This window comes from Colwellia sp. NW0002-52-1, from assembly GCF_057550865.1.
Window position 1 is genome coordinate 46,049 of the sequence record NZ_BAAJLU010000015.1, and the last position, 18,500, is coordinate 64,548.

15 protein-coding genes are annotated in these 18,500 nt (G+C 38.3%); 1 reads left to right on the forward strand and 14 read right to left on the reverse strand.

From position 1 onward, the window contains the following. Positions 1-4: 4 nt before the first annotated feature. The 8 genes from hscA to trmJ all read right to left on the reverse strand — a co-directional run bounded on the left by hscA (position 5) and on the right by trmJ (position 6,946). A complete protein-coding gene (gene hscA / locus AC27H3_RS14000; RefSeq protein WP_487107119.1) occupies positions 5-1,879 on the reverse strand; it encodes a Fe-S protein assembly chaperone HscA in 1,875 nt (624 codons plus the stop codon). 122 nt (positions 1,880-2,001) lie between these two features. Continuing rightward, complete coding sequence (hscB, locus tag AC27H3_RS14005; RefSeq protein WP_487107121.1) at positions 2,002-2,529, reverse strand: co-chaperone HscB; 528 nt, start codon at positions 2,527-2,529, stop codon at positions 2,002-2,004. A gap of 27 nt (positions 2,530-2,556) precedes the next feature. After that, positions 2,557-2,880: an iron-sulfur cluster assembly protein IscA gene (gene iscA, locus AC27H3_RS14010; RefSeq protein ID WP_085301818.1), complete on the reverse strand. Its 324-nt coding sequence runs from the start codon at positions 2,878-2,880 to the stop codon at positions 2,557-2,559. Positions 2,881-2,894: 14 nt separating this feature from the next. Beyond that, on the reverse strand, positions 2,895-3,278 hold the full coding sequence (gene iscU / locus AC27H3_RS14015) for a Fe-S cluster assembly scaffold IscU (RefSeq protein WP_487107123.1): 384 nt from the start codon (positions 3,276-3,278) through the stop codon (positions 2,895-2,897). Between the two features lie 18 nt (positions 3,279-3,296). Then, positions 3,297-4,511 (reverse strand): IscS subfamily cysteine desulfurase, encoded by a 1,215-nt coding sequence (locus AC27H3_RS14020; protein ID WP_487107125.1) that lies wholly within the window; start codon positions 4,509-4,511, stop codon positions 3,297-3,299. A 29-nt stretch (positions 4,512-4,540) separates the two neighbouring features. Further along, the gene (gene iscR / locus AC27H3_RS14025) at positions 4,541-5,050 is read right to left on the reverse strand and encodes a Fe-S cluster assembly transcriptional regulator IscR (RefSeq protein ID WP_487107126.1); all 510 of its coding nucleotides are present in this window, start codon (positions 5,048-5,050) and stop codon (positions 4,541-4,543) included. Positions 5,051-5,279: 229 nt separating this feature from the next. Continuing rightward, on the reverse strand, positions 5,280-6,095 hold the full coding sequence (cysE, locus tag AC27H3_RS14030) for a serine O-acetyltransferase (RefSeq protein ID WP_487107128.1): 816 nt from the start codon (positions 6,093-6,095) through the stop codon (positions 5,280-5,282). Positions 6,096-6,187: 92 nt separating this feature from the next. Next, the gene (trmJ, locus tag AC27H3_RS14035) at positions 6,188-6,946 is read right to left on the reverse strand and encodes a tRNA (cytosine(32)/uridine(32)-2'-O)-methyltransferase TrmJ (RefSeq protein WP_487107129.1); all 759 of its coding nucleotides are present in this window, start codon (positions 6,944-6,946) and stop codon (positions 6,188-6,190) included. A 425-nt stretch (positions 6,947-7,371) separates the two neighbouring features. Between trmJ and suhB the strand changes: the two genes are divergently transcribed. Further along, positions 7,372-8,175 (forward strand): inositol-1-monophosphatase, encoded by an 804-nt coding sequence (suhB, locus tag AC27H3_RS14040; RefSeq protein ID WP_487107131.1) that lies wholly within the window; start codon positions 7,372-7,374, stop codon positions 8,173-8,175. 959 nt (positions 8,176-9,134) lie between these two features. On the opposite strand, the gene hppD is transcribed toward suhB, so the two are convergent. The 6 genes from hppD to nuoL all read right to left on the reverse strand — a co-directional run bounded on the left by hppD (position 9,135) and on the right by nuoL (position 18,500). Then, positions 9,135-10,178 carry a 4-hydroxyphenylpyruvate dioxygenase gene (gene hppD / locus AC27H3_RS14045; protein ID WP_487107133.1) on the reverse strand — a complete coding sequence of 348 codons (1,044 nt, stop codon included), beginning with the start codon at positions 10,176-10,178 and terminating at the stop codon, positions 9,135-9,137. A gap of 375 nt (positions 10,179-10,553) precedes the next feature. Then, positions 10,554-12,338, reverse strand: coding sequence for a DEAD/DEAH box helicase (locus AC27H3_RS14050; RefSeq protein WP_487107135.1), 1,785 nt, complete (start codon positions 12,336-12,338; stop codon positions 10,554-10,556). A gap of 355 nt (positions 12,339-12,693) precedes the next feature. Beyond that, positions 12,694-13,512, reverse strand: coding sequence for a DUF4097 family beta strand repeat-containing protein (locus tag AC27H3_RS14055; protein WP_487107137.1), 819 nt, complete (start codon positions 13,510-13,512; stop codon positions 12,694-12,696). Positions 13,513-13,690: 178 nt separating this feature from the next. Then, positions 13,691-15,169, reverse strand: a complete 1,479-nt coding sequence (locus AC27H3_RS14060) for an NADH-quinone oxidoreductase subunit N (protein WP_487107138.1) — start codon at positions 15,167-15,169, stop codon at positions 13,691-13,693. 2 nt (positions 15,170-15,171) lie between these two features. Then, complete coding sequence (locus tag AC27H3_RS14065; RefSeq protein ID WP_487107140.1) at positions 15,172-16,614, reverse strand: complex I subunit 4 family protein; 1,443 nt, start codon at positions 16,612-16,614, stop codon at positions 15,172-15,174. Then, complete coding sequence (gene nuoL, locus AC27H3_RS14070) at positions 16,611-18,500, reverse strand: NADH-quinone oxidoreductase subunit L (protein WP_487107142.1); 1,890 nt, start codon at positions 18,498-18,500, stop codon at positions 16,611-16,613. The genes AC27H3_RS14065 and nuoL overlap by 4 nt, the downstream gene beginning before the upstream one ends.

The following is an 18,500-nucleotide window of genomic DNA, read 5'->3' on the forward strand; positions in this document are numbered from 1 at the left end:
TTAACTAAACCTCGTCAACTGAATGGCCAGAAAGTGCTGTTTTAATGGATGAATCCATTCTACGTTCAGCAAATATGGCGGTACTATTATTTAATGTTTCTAACGCCGCTTCAATTTCATCGGCGTTACCTGTTTGGCTTATTTGGTGAAGTGCAGCAATAGCGTTATTGATTTCGTCTATTTCTGTACTTTCTAATAATGCGCTATCTGCGGCTAATGCAGCTTGAACTGATTCTATAACACGTAATGCTTCAACCTGTTGCTCTTTCAACATACGCGCTTGAATATCTTGCTCTGCATTGACCATTGAATCTTTTAGCATGTTGGTAATTTCATCTGCCTCTAAACCAAAGCTTGGTTTAACGGTAATACTTGATTCAATGCCGGTTGATTTTTCCATTGCTGAAACTTCTAATAGTCCGTCAGCGTCTACTTTAAAAGTAACACGAATATGTGCAGCACCTGCGGTCATGGCAGGTATACCGCGAAGTTCAAAACGGGCTAAAGAGCGACAGTCGTCAACAAGCTCACGTTCACCTTGCAAAACATGTACTGCCATGGCGGTTTGGCCATCTTTAAAAGTAGTAAATTCTTGTGCTTTAGCGACAGGTATTGTGGTGTTACGTGAAATTACTTTTTCAACTAAACCACCCATGGTTTCTAAGCCAAGTGATAATGGAATAACATCAAGTAAAAGCATGTCGCTGTCTGGCTTATTACCCGCTAAAATATCAGCTTGAATAGCAGCGCCTATAGCAACGACTTTATCAGGGTCAATTGAGGTTAATGGTTGTCGCTTAAAGAAGCTTTCAACTTCACTACGCACTAAAGGCACACGAGTTGATCCGCCAACCATAACAACTTCAATAACTTCTTCAATTTCAAGTTCGGCGTCTTTTACAGCACGACGACAAGCACGTAGTGTTTTCTTAACTAAAGGCGCAATTAATTGCTCAAACTCTGAACGGGTTACTTTACCGGTCCAAGATTTATTATCTGCCAACTTTAAGGTAATATCGACACTTTCATGTTTTGATAATTGCTCTTTTGCCGAGCATGCTTGCTGCGTTAATTGTCTTTCCAAAGAAGGTGATAATGGACGCACTAAACCGGCTTGTTCAACAATATGTTCAACTAATATGCCGTCAAAATCGTCACCACCGAGTGCCGAGTCGCCACCTGTTGCCAATACTTCAAACACGCCTTTATTCAAACGTAATATTGAAATATCAAAAGTACCACCGCCTAAATCATAAACGGCAACAACACCTTCTTGCTTACCTTCGTGTTTAGTATCTAATCCATAAGCAACTGCGGCGGCTGTAGGTTCGTTTAGCAAACGTAATACGTTAACACCGGCTAATTTTGCTGCATCTTTTGTGCTATGACGCTGAGCATCATCAAAGTATGCAGGTACTGTTATTACAACACCTGTTAATTCTCCACCTAAAGAGTCTTCTGCACGTTTTACCAGTGTTTTAAGAATTTCAGCAGAGACCTGCACCGGGTTAACATCGCCGGTGCGCGTTACAATTGACGGGTGATTTTCATCGCCAGTAAATGTATAAGGTAAAGATGCATATTTATTATTAATATCAGCTTTTGAACGGCCAATTAAGCGCTTCGCTGATACGATGGTATTTTCAGGGTCGCTTACCGCAAACGCTTTTGCCTCGTTACCCACAACAACTTCAGTGCTTTGGTAGCTAACCACTGACGGTAAAATATCTAAACCATTAGCGTCAACTATTGTTTCTGCTAGGCCACTTTTTACGCTAGCGATTAATGAATTGGTGGTGCCTAGGTCAATGCCTGCGGCTAGACGATGCTCGTGAGGAACTGTACTTTGCCCAGGTTCAGCGATTTGTAATAATGCCATTGTAAAAGCTCGTTAGGTGATAGTTTTACGGATTTTTTATTAATAGCGACATGCTTTTGTAACTCAACAATATCGTTATCAACGTCTTAATGTTATTAATACCAGGTTACTTAACTTGGTAATTAGTCGTCTAACAACAACTCTTCGAGTTTTTCGAGTTCAACATGCAGTTTTTGATAAAATTTAAGCTTTCTTAAATTATCGCACGCTAAATTATTAGACTCGGCGGTGTTATCTGCCAACTGTGCTTGCAACTGGGTAAATAGTTGCTGATACTCGGTTTCAAACACTTGTGAAACGTTAAACACGGCTGCGTCTATATCATCAGCTTGCTTAACCTCATCTAGCATTTCTCGCAATTCCATTTGATGCATTAAAAAACTAACGTCACCAAATGAAGCTTGCTCGCTAGGCATGCTAACGCCGCGCAATTCTAGTAGGTATTGCGCACGTTGAAGCGGTTTTTTTAATGTTTGATAAGCATCGTTAATTAGCGTTGATTTCTTAACTGCTAACATTTGCTCTTGGCTTGAGCCATGAGCAAAACGATCAGGATGCACTTTTTTTTGTAATGTTTGATAAAGTGTTGAAAGTTTAGCAAGATCAAGATTGAACTGAACGTCTAAACCAAATAATTCAAAATAATTCACAACAACTCCAGTGAAGTTAACTGTTCACTAAACATTAAAACTTTCACCACAGCCACATTCGCCTTTTGCGTTTGGGTTGGTGAATTTAAAGCCTTCGTTCAAACCTTCTTTAACAAAATCAAGTTCGATACCATCAAGATAAACCAAGCTCTTACCATCAATAATGATATTACAGTCATTGATAGAAAACAGCGTGTCGTCTTCATTTAGCTCATCTACAAATTCAAGTACATAAGCTAAACCAGAACAACCGGTTGTTTTAATACCTAATCGTAAACCAAGGCCCTTGCCTCGGTTTTCGATAAACGATTTTACCCTGTCAGATGCGGCAGGTGTCATCGTTACACTCATAGTTACTCTCCAGCTTAAGCTTTGTGCTTACTACGGTAATCTTCGATTGCCGCTTTAATTGCATCTTCCGCTAGGATTGAACAGTGAATTTTTACTGGCGGTAAGGCAAGTTCTTCAGCAATAGCGGTATTTTTAATTTCGCCTGCTTCGTCAATTGATTTACCTTTAACCCATTCTGTTACTAATGAGCTTGAGGCAATTGCTGAACCACAACCGTAAGTTTTAAATTTAGCATCTTCGATAATGCCATCAGCTGAAATTTTAAGTTGTAGTTTCATTACGTCACCACATGCTGGTGCGCCAACCATACCCGTTGCAACTTGTGGATCGTTCTTGTCTAAAGAACCAACGTTGCGTGGATTTTCATAATGATCAATTACTTTTTCGCTATAAGCCATAATATTTCTCCTAGTGCTCTAGTGAGCAGCCCACTCTATTGAGTCTAAATCGATACCGTCTTTGAACATTTCCCAAAGCGGTGACATGTCACGTAAATGGCCAATTGCCTTTTTGATCAGGTCAATGGCGTAATCAATTTCTTCTTCCGTTGTAAAACGGCCAAAGCTAAAACGAATTGAGCTATGAGCCATTTCGTCGTTTAAGCCTAAAGCACGTAATACATATGACGGCTCTAAACTTGCTGATGTACAGGCTGAACCTGAAGATACAGCTAAGTCTTTTAACGCCATAATTAACGATTCGCCTTCAACAAAGTTAAAGCTAACGTTTAAGTTACCTGGGTAACGTTTGTCTGCATCGCCATTAATGAAAACTTGTTCCATATCGTTCAAACCAGCCCATAAACGGTCACGCATTTTAGTTACGTGTGCTTCGTCTTGTGCTAATTCTTCTTTGGCAATTCTAAAGGCTTCACCCATACCAACAATTTGGTGTGTTGCTAGTGTACCACTGCGCATACCACGTTCATGGCCGCCACCGTGCATTTGTGACTCTAAACGTACACGAGGTTTACGGCTAACATAAAGTGCACCAATGCCTTTTGGACCATAAATTTTATGGGCAGAAAATGACATTAAATCTACTTTTAAATGTTGTAAATCAATGTTGATTTTACCGGCACTTTGCGCAGCATCAACATGGAAGATAATTTTGCGTGCACGACACATTTCGCCAATTTCAGCGATATCTTGGATAACACCTATTTCATTATTCACGTGCATAATGCTGACAAGTACTGTGTCATCTCGCATAGCCGCTTCTAATTTTTTTAGGTCAATTAAACCGTTGCTTTCAGGGTCAAGGTAAGTAACCTCAAAACCTTGACGTTCTAATTCACGACAAGTATCTAATACCGCTTTATGTTCAGTTTTACAGGTAATAATGTGCTTACCTTTTTTACTGTAAAATTTAGCAGCACCTTTAATTGCAAGGTTGTTTGATTCAGTAGCGCCTGACGTAATAACAATTTCACGAGGGTCAGCATTGATCAAATCAGCAATTTGATTACGCGCGATATCTACCGCTTCTTCTGCCTGCCAGCCGAATTTGTGTGAGCGTGATGCTGGGTTTCCGTAAAAACCATCAGTTGTCATATATTGCATCATTTTTTCAGCTACACGCTTGTCTACAGGTGTGGTCGCTGAATAATCAAAATAAATAGGAAGCTTCATTGATTAATAATCTCCAATTGAACTAGCAATTAATGCCAGTCATTCATAATATTGCGAGTGGTAATTAAGGTCTCTAACGAGGGTGACTTGCGCGCTTTCGCTGCCGCTTCATCTTGTCGTTGTGACACTATTTTAACATTTCGTTGCGCGACGAGCTCGGCAAGTGAAATGCTTTTTAAAAAATCTTCTATTCTATCGCTTAAGTCGGTCCATAAATAATGCGTTAAGCATTGCTGCCCGTCTTGACAATTACCTGTACCGCCACATTTGGTGGCATTGATACTTTCGTCTACCGCGTTGATAACATCAGCCACGGTAATTTTTGCAGAGCATTGACCTAATCGATATCCGCCGCCTGGGCCACGAACACTATTCACTAGTCCGTATTTTCTAAGGCGTGAAAAAAGTTGTTCTAGGTATGATAATGAAATGCCTTGGCGCTCTGATATATCAGCCAAAGGTACAGGTCCTGCTACGGCATGAATAGCCACATCAAGCATCGCTGTTACGGCATATCGGCCTTTAGACGTCAACTTCATTTAATACCCCTATCAGTTTGCTGCGCAATTTTACATAACCTTATAAAATAGTCAACTAAATACCCGAGTGATTTACTCAGGTATTTTACTCGGGTTTAAAAATTAGTCAATCAAAAGGAAAATAATAGCTTAGTTATCGCGCTATAATTGAGTTTTATCAATCGAATTACTTACCACGCGTTAATTATAACTTTAAGCGTGATAAGTAACGATAGGTAAATAATGAATGTTAAATCATAGGATCAAAATTAGCAGCTGCACCTTCTCTGCGTTTAGCCGCCGCTTTTTCATCTTCGTCGAATTCACCAACTTTTAATTCAGGTAATGCTTCTTGACAAACTTCTCCACCTAATTGATTCACTTCTCGGCATAAAGAAGAAATTTTATTATCCATTAAGTGCATATGATCGAGTAAACGACCAATTGCTTTAGCAACAGGATCTGGATTATCTGTGGCTACAGCATAAGCATCAAAACCATACTTTTGAGCTACTTTTTCACGATTTTCAGCATCATCTTTATTCTTATTTTTATTGGGATTTACAATACGCGCTGGAATACCTACTGCAGTTGCATTATCAGGTACATCTTTTACCACAACAGAGTTAGAGCCAACTTTGCCATGTTTGCCAATAGTTATTGGCCCTAATATTTTTGCACCCGCCCCTATTACAACATTATCCATTAATGTCGGATGACGTTTACCTTCTTTCCAACTTGTACCACCTAAGGTAACACCTTGATATAAAGTAACATCGTCGCCAATTTCTGCCGTACCACCAATAACAACCCCCATGCCGTGATCAATAAAGAAACGACGACCAATAGTTGCACCAGGGTGGATCTCAATGCCTGTTAACCAACGTGAAAAGGTTGAAAATGAACGTGCTAACCATTTCCAGTCACATTTCCATAATTTATGACTCAGACGATGAAACCAAACAGCATGTAAACCAGGATAGTTAGTAAGCACTTCAAATACATTACGCGCTGCTGGATCTCGATCAAATACACTGTTGATGTCTTCTTTCATGCGGTTAAACATTCACGTTCCTTAATTTTCTATTCGATAGCTTGATTCAATAATAAATAGCGACATAATTAGTCAGATAATTAAGCCACTAATAACCGCTACCATTAATCTTTGTTACTGGCGTTAGCTACTTTTGCAGCGCGCTCAACCGAGGCTAAAATGCCACGCATCATTTTTAATTCTTTAACATCAGGTCTAGCACGATTAAACAAACGACGTAACTTGGTCATGACTAAACCAGGGTGGCTTGGAACAATAAAGCCCGTGTCTTTTAGTGCATTTTCAAAATGCTCATAAAAACGTTCAGTTTCATCTACCAAGGGATACTCTTCGTTATCATTCATTGTAAACGCTTGCTGTTCATGAATTAAAAAGCTTGTACGTACTTCATAACTTAATGTTTGTACCGCCATTGCCAAGTTCAATGAACTGTATTCTGGGTTCGCTGGAATTTGCACATGAAAGTGACATAACTGCAGTTCTTCATTCGTTAGGCCACTACTTTCACGACCAAAAACTAAAGCAACCGGATACTCTTGCGCTTCGGTTATTAGTTTTTCACCACAACCGCGAGGCTCTAGCATCGGCCAAGGCAATGTACGAGAGCGAGCGCTTGTACCTACAACTAAACCACAATCATCAATGGCTTCTTCAAGCGTAGAAACAACTCTGGCGTTTTTTAAAACATCAGTTGCTCCAGCAGCTAAAGCTTGCGCTTGCCCATTAGGCATTTCAATTGGATCAACTAACACAAGATCCGTTAAACCCATTGTTTTCATCGCTCGAGCGGCTGAGCCAATGTTACGACAATCTGAGGTATTAACGAGAACTATACGTACTTTGTTTAATAAAGAATCTGACATTATTTATACTTACTTAATTCGCAGACAACATTTCAATTATATTTAAATTATAGTGTTGACTATCTAGATGGCTAAAATTGTCGATAATGTTAACACAGAACCATATACTTGTACTGCGAAAAAATCACCCGTTTTGTATTTCTTCCCTAGTGTTTATCAATATGTCTTAGCACTTTCGCTTATATAGGCAAATAAAGTTAGGTAAAGAAATTCAGCTAAGTTGTATTACATAAGCTATAACTTAAATTCACATTAGGAACTTCTGTTAGTTATTACTGAAGAAGGGTATCGCTAATTGATAATTAGTTTGCTATAATTCGCGCGCTTAATTTTAGGGGGCTCATACAAGTATGACTTTTTAAGATTAACCTCGTTCTTTTACATAGCTGTTTATGACATTTTACAACATTATAGGGTAGTCGATCATGCATCCGATGCTAAATATTGCCGTGCGCTCTGCGCGTGCTGCGGGCAAAGTAATTCTGCGCGCTTTTGAACAAGTAGATAAGATTGAAATTGAATCTAAGGGTACTAACGATATCGTTACTAATGTTGATATAAATGCTGAACTAGCTATTGTTGAAACAATTCAAAAATCTTACCCTAACCACACGATTATTGGTGAAGAGTGTGGCGTAATTGAAGGGAAAGACAATGACTACCAATGGATTATTGATCCATTAGACGGTACGTCAAACTTCGTTAAAGGTATTCCACACTTTGCCGTGTCTATCGCGCTTAAAGTTAAAGGAAAGTTAGATCAATCTGTGATCTACGATCCAATCCGTGGTGAATTATTTACTGCTAGTCGTGGTAAAGGTGCACAATTAAACGGTTTCCGTATTCGCGTAAAACAATCTAAAGAACTGAATGGCGCTATTTTAGCGACAGGTTTCCCTTTTAAGCATAAGCAACATACCAATGCTTACTTAGAAATGTTCAAAACACTATTCGGTAAAACATCAGACATGCGTCGTGCTGGCTCAGCCGCACTTGATTTAGCTTACGTTGCTTCAGGCCGTGTTGACGGTTACTTTGAAATTGGTTTAAAACCTTGGGATACCGCTGCCGGTGAGCTTATGGTTATTGAAGCTGGTGGTTTGGTAACAGATTTTGTTGGTGGCCATAATCACAGTAACTCAGGTAATATCGTTGCGAGTAGCCCACGCTTAGCAAAAGAAATCTTAAAAGATATTCGCCCTCACTTAGGTGAAGCACTAAGCAAATAAAGCTTAATACTTACCGTTAAAAAGCGCCTTTGGGCGCTTTTTTTGTGCCTGAAATATAGTGAAGTTGAGTAATACCTTAAGTAGCAACTGTCTAAAGTAGGGTCAGGTACACATTAATTAACATGTAAAACAACGATAAAAATGACTCACAGGAAGAAAAGAATAAGAACTGAATGAGCTGAATACAGGAAGTATTTGTCAGCTAATTAAAAGTCATTGTTTTAATTCGAGTAATTGGTTAGTAGTGTTTAACAGATAAAAAATATGCTACCACCGAGGGACTTCGTCCTGCACAGAGAAGAGCTAAACCCAGAAAAAATTATGGGGAAGACCTTACCATTCATATTGTTTATTTTTTTGTAACTTCTCGGTGTAGCGCAAAGCGCCTCGGTGGTAGGATGTTTTGAACTATTGTTTTTTACCTTAGAGTGCTCGTTGGTAAAAAATTTATAAAGTAGGGTCAGGTACACATTAATTAACGTGCAAAAGAACGATAAAAATGACCCACAGGGAGAAAATAATAAGAACTGAATGAGTTGAATACAGGAAGTATTTGTCAGCTAATTAAAGATTTTTGGTTTAATTCGAGTAATTGGTTAATGGCGTTTAACACATAAAAGATATGCTACCACCGAGGCACAGAGGGACTTCGTCCTGCACAGAGAAGAGCTAAGCCCAGAAAAAATTATGGGGTAAGATCTTACCATTCATATTGTTTATTTTTTATAACTTCTCGGTGTAGCGCGCAGCGCCTCGGTGCCTCGGTGGTAGGATGTTTTGAACTATTGTTTTTTACCTTAGAGTGCTCGTTGGTAAAAATGGGTCAGATACACAGTAGTTAACATGTAAAACAACGTTAAAAATGGTTCACAGCTAGTAAATATTGTTCATGACTGAATATAAGAACATAAAAAAGCCAGCATAAGCTGGCTCTTGTTCGCGTTTAGAAAGCTAATTGCTTAAAGCACGCCACGTTCCATTTGGTTCAACTCAATTGACTTAAACAAGGCAGTGAAGTTACCTTCGCCAAAACCTTGGTCGTCTACACGCTGGATCATCTCAATAAAAATAGGCCCAAAAATGTTTTTAGTGAATATCTGTAACAAGTATGAATTTTCTTTTTGGCTATCAACTAATACTTGATGATCACGAATGCGTTGTGGGTCTTCTTTTACCCAAGGAATACGATCAAAAACATCGTCATAGTATTCAGGAACAATATTTAGTGTATCAATGATATTTTTATCAAGTTGATCTAAGGAGCCTAATAGATCATCACTGATAAATGCTAAATGCTGAACACCTGGGCCATTATATTCATTTAAGTATTCATCTATTTGGTTGTTGCTTGTGCCCTTTCCTTCATTAATAGGAATACAGAAGGTGCCACACGGAGATTGTAATGCATAAGAAACTAATGCAGATTTCTCACCTTTAATGTCAAAGTAACGTACATCAGTGAAACCAAATATGTTTTTATAAAAATCAGCCCAAAACTCCATAGTGCCTTGGTAGACGTTATTCGTTAAATGATCAACAGCTTTAAAACCTTTGTCTTTAACTAATACTGGCTCAGCAAGATCTTCACAATCGTCTTGATAGATAGAGCCTTTAACACCAAATTTTTCAATAAAGTAAATTAAGCTATCGCCAATACCAAATATTGCCGGGTAAGGTAATTTTTTATCTACACCTTGTGCCGATTTAGCACCACGCGCTACAGCTTGCTCAAAAGCATAGTCTGCATTTTCTACACGCCAGCCCATTGAACATATTGCAGGCCCATGACTTTTGGCAAATTCTTTAGAGAACCCTGCTTGCTCATTGTTTAAGAAGAAATGAATATCATTTTGATTAAAATAATCAATGTCACGACCTTTGAATTTCTTGGTTTTTGAAAAACCAAAACCGTAAAAAGCATCAGCCATAAAGTCAGAGTCTGGCGTTGCATATTCAATAAATTCGATACCGCGTAAATTTAGTGGGTTTGTTACTTCTGTCATAATTGTTTCTCTCGTTGTAGCAATGAGGCGATTATTACTCTGAAATCAGCGAAGAGGAAGTGAATGAAAAAACTGACATTATTTGAAGCGTAAATCTATTGTTACGTCAAAACTACGGGAATAATTCGTTACAAGGATCTAAACTATAGCTGGCGGCTCACGCAGATGTAACGTTATTTTTACAGAAGATTTTAGCCGTGATAAATTGCTTATATAACCATCTAAATCCATTGCAATAGCGATTATAAAAACACAATGAAATTTAGTTAAATGGCTATAGTACCAAATTAATTTATTGGCATTTAATTTTACAGACGAAAAAAAACGCCAACTCTAATAAAAGAATTGGCGTTTAGATTTACATATCAAATGTAATTAGTTAGTACGTTGCTCTTTACGAGAACGTGCTGGACGGTCAGATGAAGGTTGTACATCTGAAACCGTAATCTCTAGTGCTTGACGGCGAACACGTACACGCTTTAATTGTGTAAATGATTTGTCAGGCATACCTTTTGGCAATTGCACAAAGCTATGTTTATCATGCAAGTTAATAGCGCCAATGTAGCTACTGTCTAATGAAATTTCGTTAGCGATTGCACCAACAATATCACCTGGACGTGCACCATGCTCTTTACCCACTTCTAAGCGGTAAGTCTGCCAATCAACATCACTGCGGGCAACTTTAGCTTTACGTGGAGCGCGCTCTGCACGGTTATCATTGCGGCTATCGCGGCCACCACGAGCTTCGTTACGACCACCTCGGCTGTCATTACGACCACCGCGGCTGTCGTTACGATCATTTCTTTCACGAGCATCACGGCGAGGTTTCGGATCTTCTTTCGGCTGTAACGGTTGCTTTAATTGTTTTTGATAAAGTAACGCGGCTGCTAAATCTGTCATTGAAAGTTCTGACTCGCTCGCCATTGTTTCAATAATTTCACGCATTGAAACTAAATCTTTATCAGCTACAACACCTGTTAATTCAGTTAGTGTGCGTTCAATACGTGCTTTACCAATTTCTTGAATATTTGGTAAGTCGTACATTTCAACGGTACCAGATGTTAAACGCTCGTAATGACGTAAAGAGTACATTTCGCGTGGGCGTACAAACGATATAGATGTACCGCTACGACCTGCACGACCTGTACGACCAATACGGTGAACATAAGCTTCGTTATCACCTGGTAAATCGTAGTTAATAACTAATGAAATACGTGGAATATCAAGACCACGAGCAACTACGTCAGTTGCCACTAAGATAGACGACACGCCTGACTTAAGTTGGTCAACAGTACGTTCACGCTGCGCTTGGTTCATATCACCATTTAACGCAACAGATGCATAACCTGCACGCTCTAATTTTTCAGCAACTTCGATAGTATCATTACGCGTTCTAACGAAAATAATCATGGCATCATAATCAAATGTTTCTGCAATACGCTCTAACGCAGTCATTTTATTAATGCCGCTAACTTTCCATGCGTATTGAGTAATATTTGCTTTAGCTTGCTTAACTGCTGCTACTTTAATGTGCTCTGGATTTTTCAAGAAGCGATTAGCTACTTTACGAATCTGTGCAGGCATAGTTGCAGAGAATAAGGCCATTTGAGTTTCTTTTGGCAAATGCTCAAGGATCCACTCAATGTCTTCTAAAAAGCCCATGTTTAACATTTCATCAGCTTCATCAAGCACACAAAATGATAAGTTATCTAGCTTAAGGCTTTTACGACGTAAGTGGTCCATTAAGCGACCAGGTGTACCTACTACAACTTGTGCACCACGCTCTAACTGTTGAAATTGTGGTTGGTAAGATTGACCACCGTATAAAGTGGCAACTTTTAAACCTTTCATGTTTTTTGCAAAAGTTTCAATCGCTTCTGCTACTTGAATAGCTAATTCACGTGTTGGCGCTAAAACCATCAATTGTGGTTTGCGAATAGAAACGTCTATTTTTGCAAGTGCTGGCAAACCAAAAGCAGCGGTTTTACCGGTACCTGTTTGTGCTTCACCAAGAACGTCTTTACCTTGAAGTAAAGGGGGAATTGTTTGCGCTTGAATTGCAGTTGAATTTTCAAAACCTAGTGCTTTTACAGCAGATACTAAGTTTTCAGGCAAACCAAGGGCGTCAAAGCCTACAGAGGCATTGTTAAGATCAGTCATATAATTTTGTCTTCTCATGGTAGAAACTGGCTATACGCCAAAGTTCCTACATACATATACGAGGAAACCACCAGGAAGACTTAAGGCACATTCATTACGTTAACGTTGAAAAGTTAACTGGGCAAGTCTATTGGGCGGATATACCCCACTCATTTTGAAATTTCTGTGATGTTCTAAGCTTCTTTAAGAAACTATTTCGATTCACGATCACAGAGGCGCGCATTATACAGATGCGGTAAAATTATACAAGTAATAATGTATGGTTTAGCTTATTTAATCATAAAAAAAGCTTTAAACGTCTAAAACTGACACTTAAAGCTGTTTAATTGTATAAGTAAATTGATACGCGTTATGTCTAGCTATCTATTTCAAAACTACCTTTTACTTTTTGTACCCGCATGCCACCAGAGCCACTATTTATAATTTTCAAACCTCCTGCTTGTTCTATATCAATATCGCCAGAGCCATCATCAATGGTTACAAAGCCATTAACACTTCTCACGGTTAATTCTCCGGAGCCATCTTTAATCATAACGTCGCCTGATACGCCGTTAACAAAAATACTACCTGAGCCATCGTCAATGTCGAGATTGCCATCAAGATCATTTAAAGAGATTTCACCAGATCCATCATTAATTTTTATATTACCTATGACTTCGCTAATAAAAATACCGCCAGAGCCGTCATCAATTTTAAGATCATTTTTAACGTTTTTTATTGTTAGCTCACCTGAGCCATCTTTTATTGTGACTTTAGCGTCAATATTATTAATATTTATTGCCCCAGAACCATCATCAATTTTCAACATTAAGTGGCTTGGCATAATAATGTTGATATCAATACGTGGTGATTCACCATGCCAAAAACCACTGCTGTTAATTTTTGCCACCAAATAGGCACTTTTACCAGTTTCAGTTAGGTTTAACTCAACATTATCTATATCACCATTTTTGCTATAGATGTCAGCAACAACCCTGATCTCTTTTATCTTTTCATCGCCCTCAATAATTAAAGCACCAGCACCAGCCTCAATATCCAAAGCCTTAAGCTTATGAGCAGCGATTTTTAGTGTTTGTTGACTATGGTATTTAGCATGAGAAGGTTTTGCTATCACGATGCAGCCACTTAAAATAGAGACACTTACTATAAAAAGTAATATTTGAGTTAATTTCATTGGGTAATTTCCTTGTAGATTATTAAATAATTTATTGTTTTCTTGAATACAATCAAAAATCGCGCCAAATAAAAACAATTTAAATATCAACAACCTAAAAGATAATAGATTAAAGTAACTCTATTAATAAATAGATATTGGTTAAAATAACAATAAATTAGTGAATTATTAAGTGTGGTTAATATCTAATAAGCTGATTAACCATATCAGGTAAAATACCTAAAACTAAACCAAGGGTAATTAAGCTATAAATTAAAGTTTGCTCTATAAAGTGACTCTTTATTTTTTTATCTTCTGGGCTTGTTACCACTACATTTGAAAAAACCTTAAATATCATCGGTAAGTAATACGCTAAACCAATACCACTACCTATAATAAGTATGGCGATTAACCACCAAGCATTGGCAATAGTGGCTTGGCTTAAAATATAGAACTTACCAATAAACCCCATTGTTAACGGTATTCCCGCTAAGCTCAATACGCCAAGTATCATTAAGAAGCCATAACTTGGAGCACGCCAAAATAGCCCTTTTAAATCAAGTAATGTAATGTCCTCCTGTTTCCCAGAGCGAATATTGTGTTGCTGAATGAGCGAAATCACCAAAAAAATAGATAAATTGGCAACCGTGTAAGCGGCTAAATAAAACAAACTACTTTGCCAAGTAAACTCTAAGCTTTGCTCTGATGTTACAATAATAACGATCAATAAATACCCCATATGAGCAATGGAAGAATAAGCCAATAAGCGTTTTAAGTTTTGTTGTTTAAGCGCCATAATATTGCCTAATAACATCGAGATTACTGCAAAAGATATTAAGAAGATTTGAAAATTTTCGAGTAATAAATACCGCTGCGCAATAATGCACTTAAGCAAAACAACAAACATAGCAATTTTAGAGATAGTTGCCATTAAAAGAGTAACAGGCGTTGGAGACCCTTGATAAACGTCTGGTGTCCAAAAATGAAACGGTGCAATAGATAATTTAAAGGCAATACCACTAACAAATAGCAACAAACCTAATTGAAAAAACAACCCTAAGCCTTGCTCAAATAATTCGCTTGATAACGTCGCATTAAAGCTCATATCCCCTACAACACTGTAAATAAAAGCAATACCTAACAGCATAAAACTTGAAGCTGTAGCACTTAATATTAAATATTTAAAGCCACTTTCTACACTATATTGATTACCTCGGTGATAACCCACTAAGCCAACTAAGCTAATACTTAACAACTCAAAACCTAAAAACAAACTAGCGAAATGGTCACTGACCACTAGCACTCCCGCACCAAGTACCAACAGTAATAATAATAAGTAGTATTCATCATGCACTTCTAGAGACATTTTTAAAAAACAATGACTCATGCGAAGAACAGATAAAGCGGAAATTAAAATTAAGTTGAATGCAAAGGTAGCGTAACCATCAACCTTTAACAGTTGTGTTACTTGAATTACAGGCTGCGAAAGCAAGCTAATATTGGCTAATAAAGCCATGAATAATATAAAAAATGTAAATAGTGCGATTGTACGCTGTGACCTTTTCCAAGCTACTAACAAAAGCGCTAATGTAATACCAAAAGCAATAATAAGTTGAGGTAATATCGCCGCTGCCATTGTTATGGTAAGTAAGGGTTGTGAACTGCTTGCTATAGACATAATCACATAACTCCGAATGAAAATTTAAGCAAAAGCATAGGGTACAAACCAATGGCAATAAGCAATAATAACAAGGAGCTACAGATAAGAAGCTCTCGCAGCTGTAAATCAGTAATAACGTGTTTGGGCTCACCTTGAAAGCTCGATTGAAATAACACTATGCCATATATAGCTGAGCCAATAAGACCTAAAGCCGCAACAATAGCGAACGCTGGCAACACTTGAAAAACCCCAACTAAACTGAAAAATTCGCCAATAAAGTTGGCTAACCCTGGTAAACCAAAAGCAGCGCCAGCAAAAACCAAGGCAAACCCGCCCATGCGAGGCGCACTATGCCAAAAGCCTCCCATATCGGTTAATTTTCGACTATGAACTCGATGATAAATCATCCCTGCTAAAGCAAACAATGCGGCACTGCTTAAACCATGCGCCACTATGGTAACAATCGCACCTTGATAAGCGATTGTATTAAAGGCAAACAATGCCAACATTACAAACCCCATGTGACTTATGCTGCTGTAGGCAATAAGACGTTTAAAGTCTTGTTGTGCAAAGGCCATTTTTGCCCCATAAAGAATACTGATCACAGCCAAGGTTGCAGCTACTGGCGCAAATTGCACACTCGCTTGCGGGAATAAAACAATGACAAAGCGAATCAAACCATAAGCGCCGGTTTTTAGCAGAACGCCTGCAAGTAATACACTTCCTGCTGTAGGTGCCTGCGTATGTGCATCTGGAAGCCAGCTATGTAGAGGAACTGAAGGTAGCTTAACCGCAAAGGCGATAAAAAAGCCTAACATCAAATACTGACTAATCTCCAATGGAATATCTAACAACAACCAATCAGGGTAATAAAAACTTAATCGACCCGTTTGCAGTAAATGAAAATAGGCAGTGGCAATAATCGCCACTAACATCAGCAGACTGCTAACCTGAGTAAAAATAAAAAACTTTAATGCGGCAAACTGACGTTTTTCATGACCCCATATTGCTATTATTGCAGTCATTGGGAGTAACATAACCTCCCAAAAAAAGAAGAATAAAAACACATCTACGGCAACAAAAACACCAATAATACCGGCGATTGATAACAATAAATTAAAATAGTAAAACCCGACATGGTGCTGGATTTCACGCCATGAAACCAATACGCAAATAAAAGCGAGCAGCAAGGTTAATGAGATTAACAATATACTTAGCTGATCAAGCGCTAAGGCATATTCAATACTAAAGGTTTTGATCCAAGCAACACGGGTCAAAACTTGTAATTGAACAAAGTCTTCATTCGCAACACTGTTATTAAGAACAAATACTGCAAACACTGTCGACAATAAAACTAAACTGATAAGTGATAACCATTTAGCGCTGCCTAACCATAACTTTTCAGCTTGCCAAACAAGTAAGCCAGCAATGATCAAGCCAACCATAATAAAAGTAAGAGTCATAAGAAGCTTACTCCTAATAACAACATTATAGCTAAGCCAAAGGCTGCTAAATACCAGCGTAAACTGCCGTTTTGCATCATAATTAACGCATCGTGCCATAAGCTTATATACCAAGCATTTAGCATAATAACTTGGTCAACTACATCGTGTTTATTTTTTTCCGCCAGCCACTGATAAGGCTTAATAAAAAGTAAAGAATATAAAGTATCAAAGCCCAAGCCATGACGGCAGAAGACAACAAGCCGACTTTCACTCGCTGATAAATTATATTCGCTACCAACGACTCTAGAAGTTCGATATTTTTTAAAATAAAACCAAGAAAATAAAATCCCAATAAACGGAGTTAAAATCGCTAAGGTGTGTAACCAGCTAGGTTCTAATATTTGTGGTATAGATGCCGGTAGTTCGGTAGGAAAGACTAACGTCAGGTCAAGTGGGATCAAGCCACCAAAAAGTGATAGTAAGGCCAAAATAATTAACGCACTGCGTAACAAAATATTTTTTTCACTATGCGTTTTGTCACTAAAGCGTGCTGTTCCCATAAAAGCGAGAAAAAATAACCTACAACTATAAATACTGGTTAATAACGCGCCTAAAATTGCACACCACCATAATAGTGGCCCAGCCGTGTTAGACGACCAAAGCTGAGTAATTATGGCTTCTTTAGAGAAAAAACCTGAACTGCCGGGCAATGCCATTAAACAGATTAAACCAACAACAAATAAACTCCCTTCAAAAGGCAGCTTCTTCAGTAAGCCTCCCATTTTAAATAGATTCTGTTGATGATGGAGTGCATAAATAACTGCACCAGCGGTTAAAAACAATAAAGCCTTAAAAAAAGCATGAGTCATTAAATGAAAAACGCCTGCTGACCATGCCCCCGCCCCTAAGGCCAGCATCATGTAACCGATTTGGCTCATAGTTGAATAGGCTAAAACGCGTTTAATATCAGTTTGAGCTAGTGCTGCAATGCCGGCTAGTAATAAGGTAATAGCGCCTAGCCAAGCAATATAATTCATTACCTCTGGCGACAGTATAAAAATATCGTGCATACGAGCGATTAAATATACGCCAGCGGTTACCATAGTCGCCGCATGAATTAAGGCGCTTACGGGAGTCGGGCCAGCCATGGCATCTGGCAACCATGTTTGTAAGGGGAGTTGTGCTGACTTCCCTACAGCACCACCTAGCAACAATAAAGCGATCCAATAAATGTTATTGGTTTGCTCGACACTAAGGCCAGAAACTGAATGACTACTTTGTTGCACAAGTGTTGTGACAGCGGCAATATTTAATTCACCAAAAGAATTAAACAGTAATAACAAGCCTATCGCCATTGAGGTATCACCTATGCGAGTAACTATAAACGCCTTACGAGCCGCTAAAACATTATTTTTTTCATGATACCAAAAGCCAATTAATAAGAAGCTGCATAAACCTACCCCTTCCCAACCTAGATACAACAAGACTAAATTATCGGCTAATACCAGTATCAACATAGCAACAATAAATAAGTTCATGTAGGCCATAAAGCGTGTGAAATTTTCATCCGATTTCATATAAATAGCAGCGAATAAATGAATGAGAAAACCGACTCCACTCACTACACTAATCATCACAGCGGATAAGCCATCAAGATAAAAGCTCAGATTAATTTGGCTCTTGCCTAGGGCATGATTTAAATCAAACCAATGCCAAAGGTTAACGTTTAGTATTTGGTTTTCACTAGCAGATAACTCAAATAATAATATTGTGCTAGCTAATACAGTAAGCGCCATACTGCTAACACTAATAATAGCGGCAAGCTGCCAAGACAATTTTTTACCAAAAATAATAAGCAGTAAAAAACTCAATAGCGGATAAAAGGGTAAACTCGCTAAAAGCAT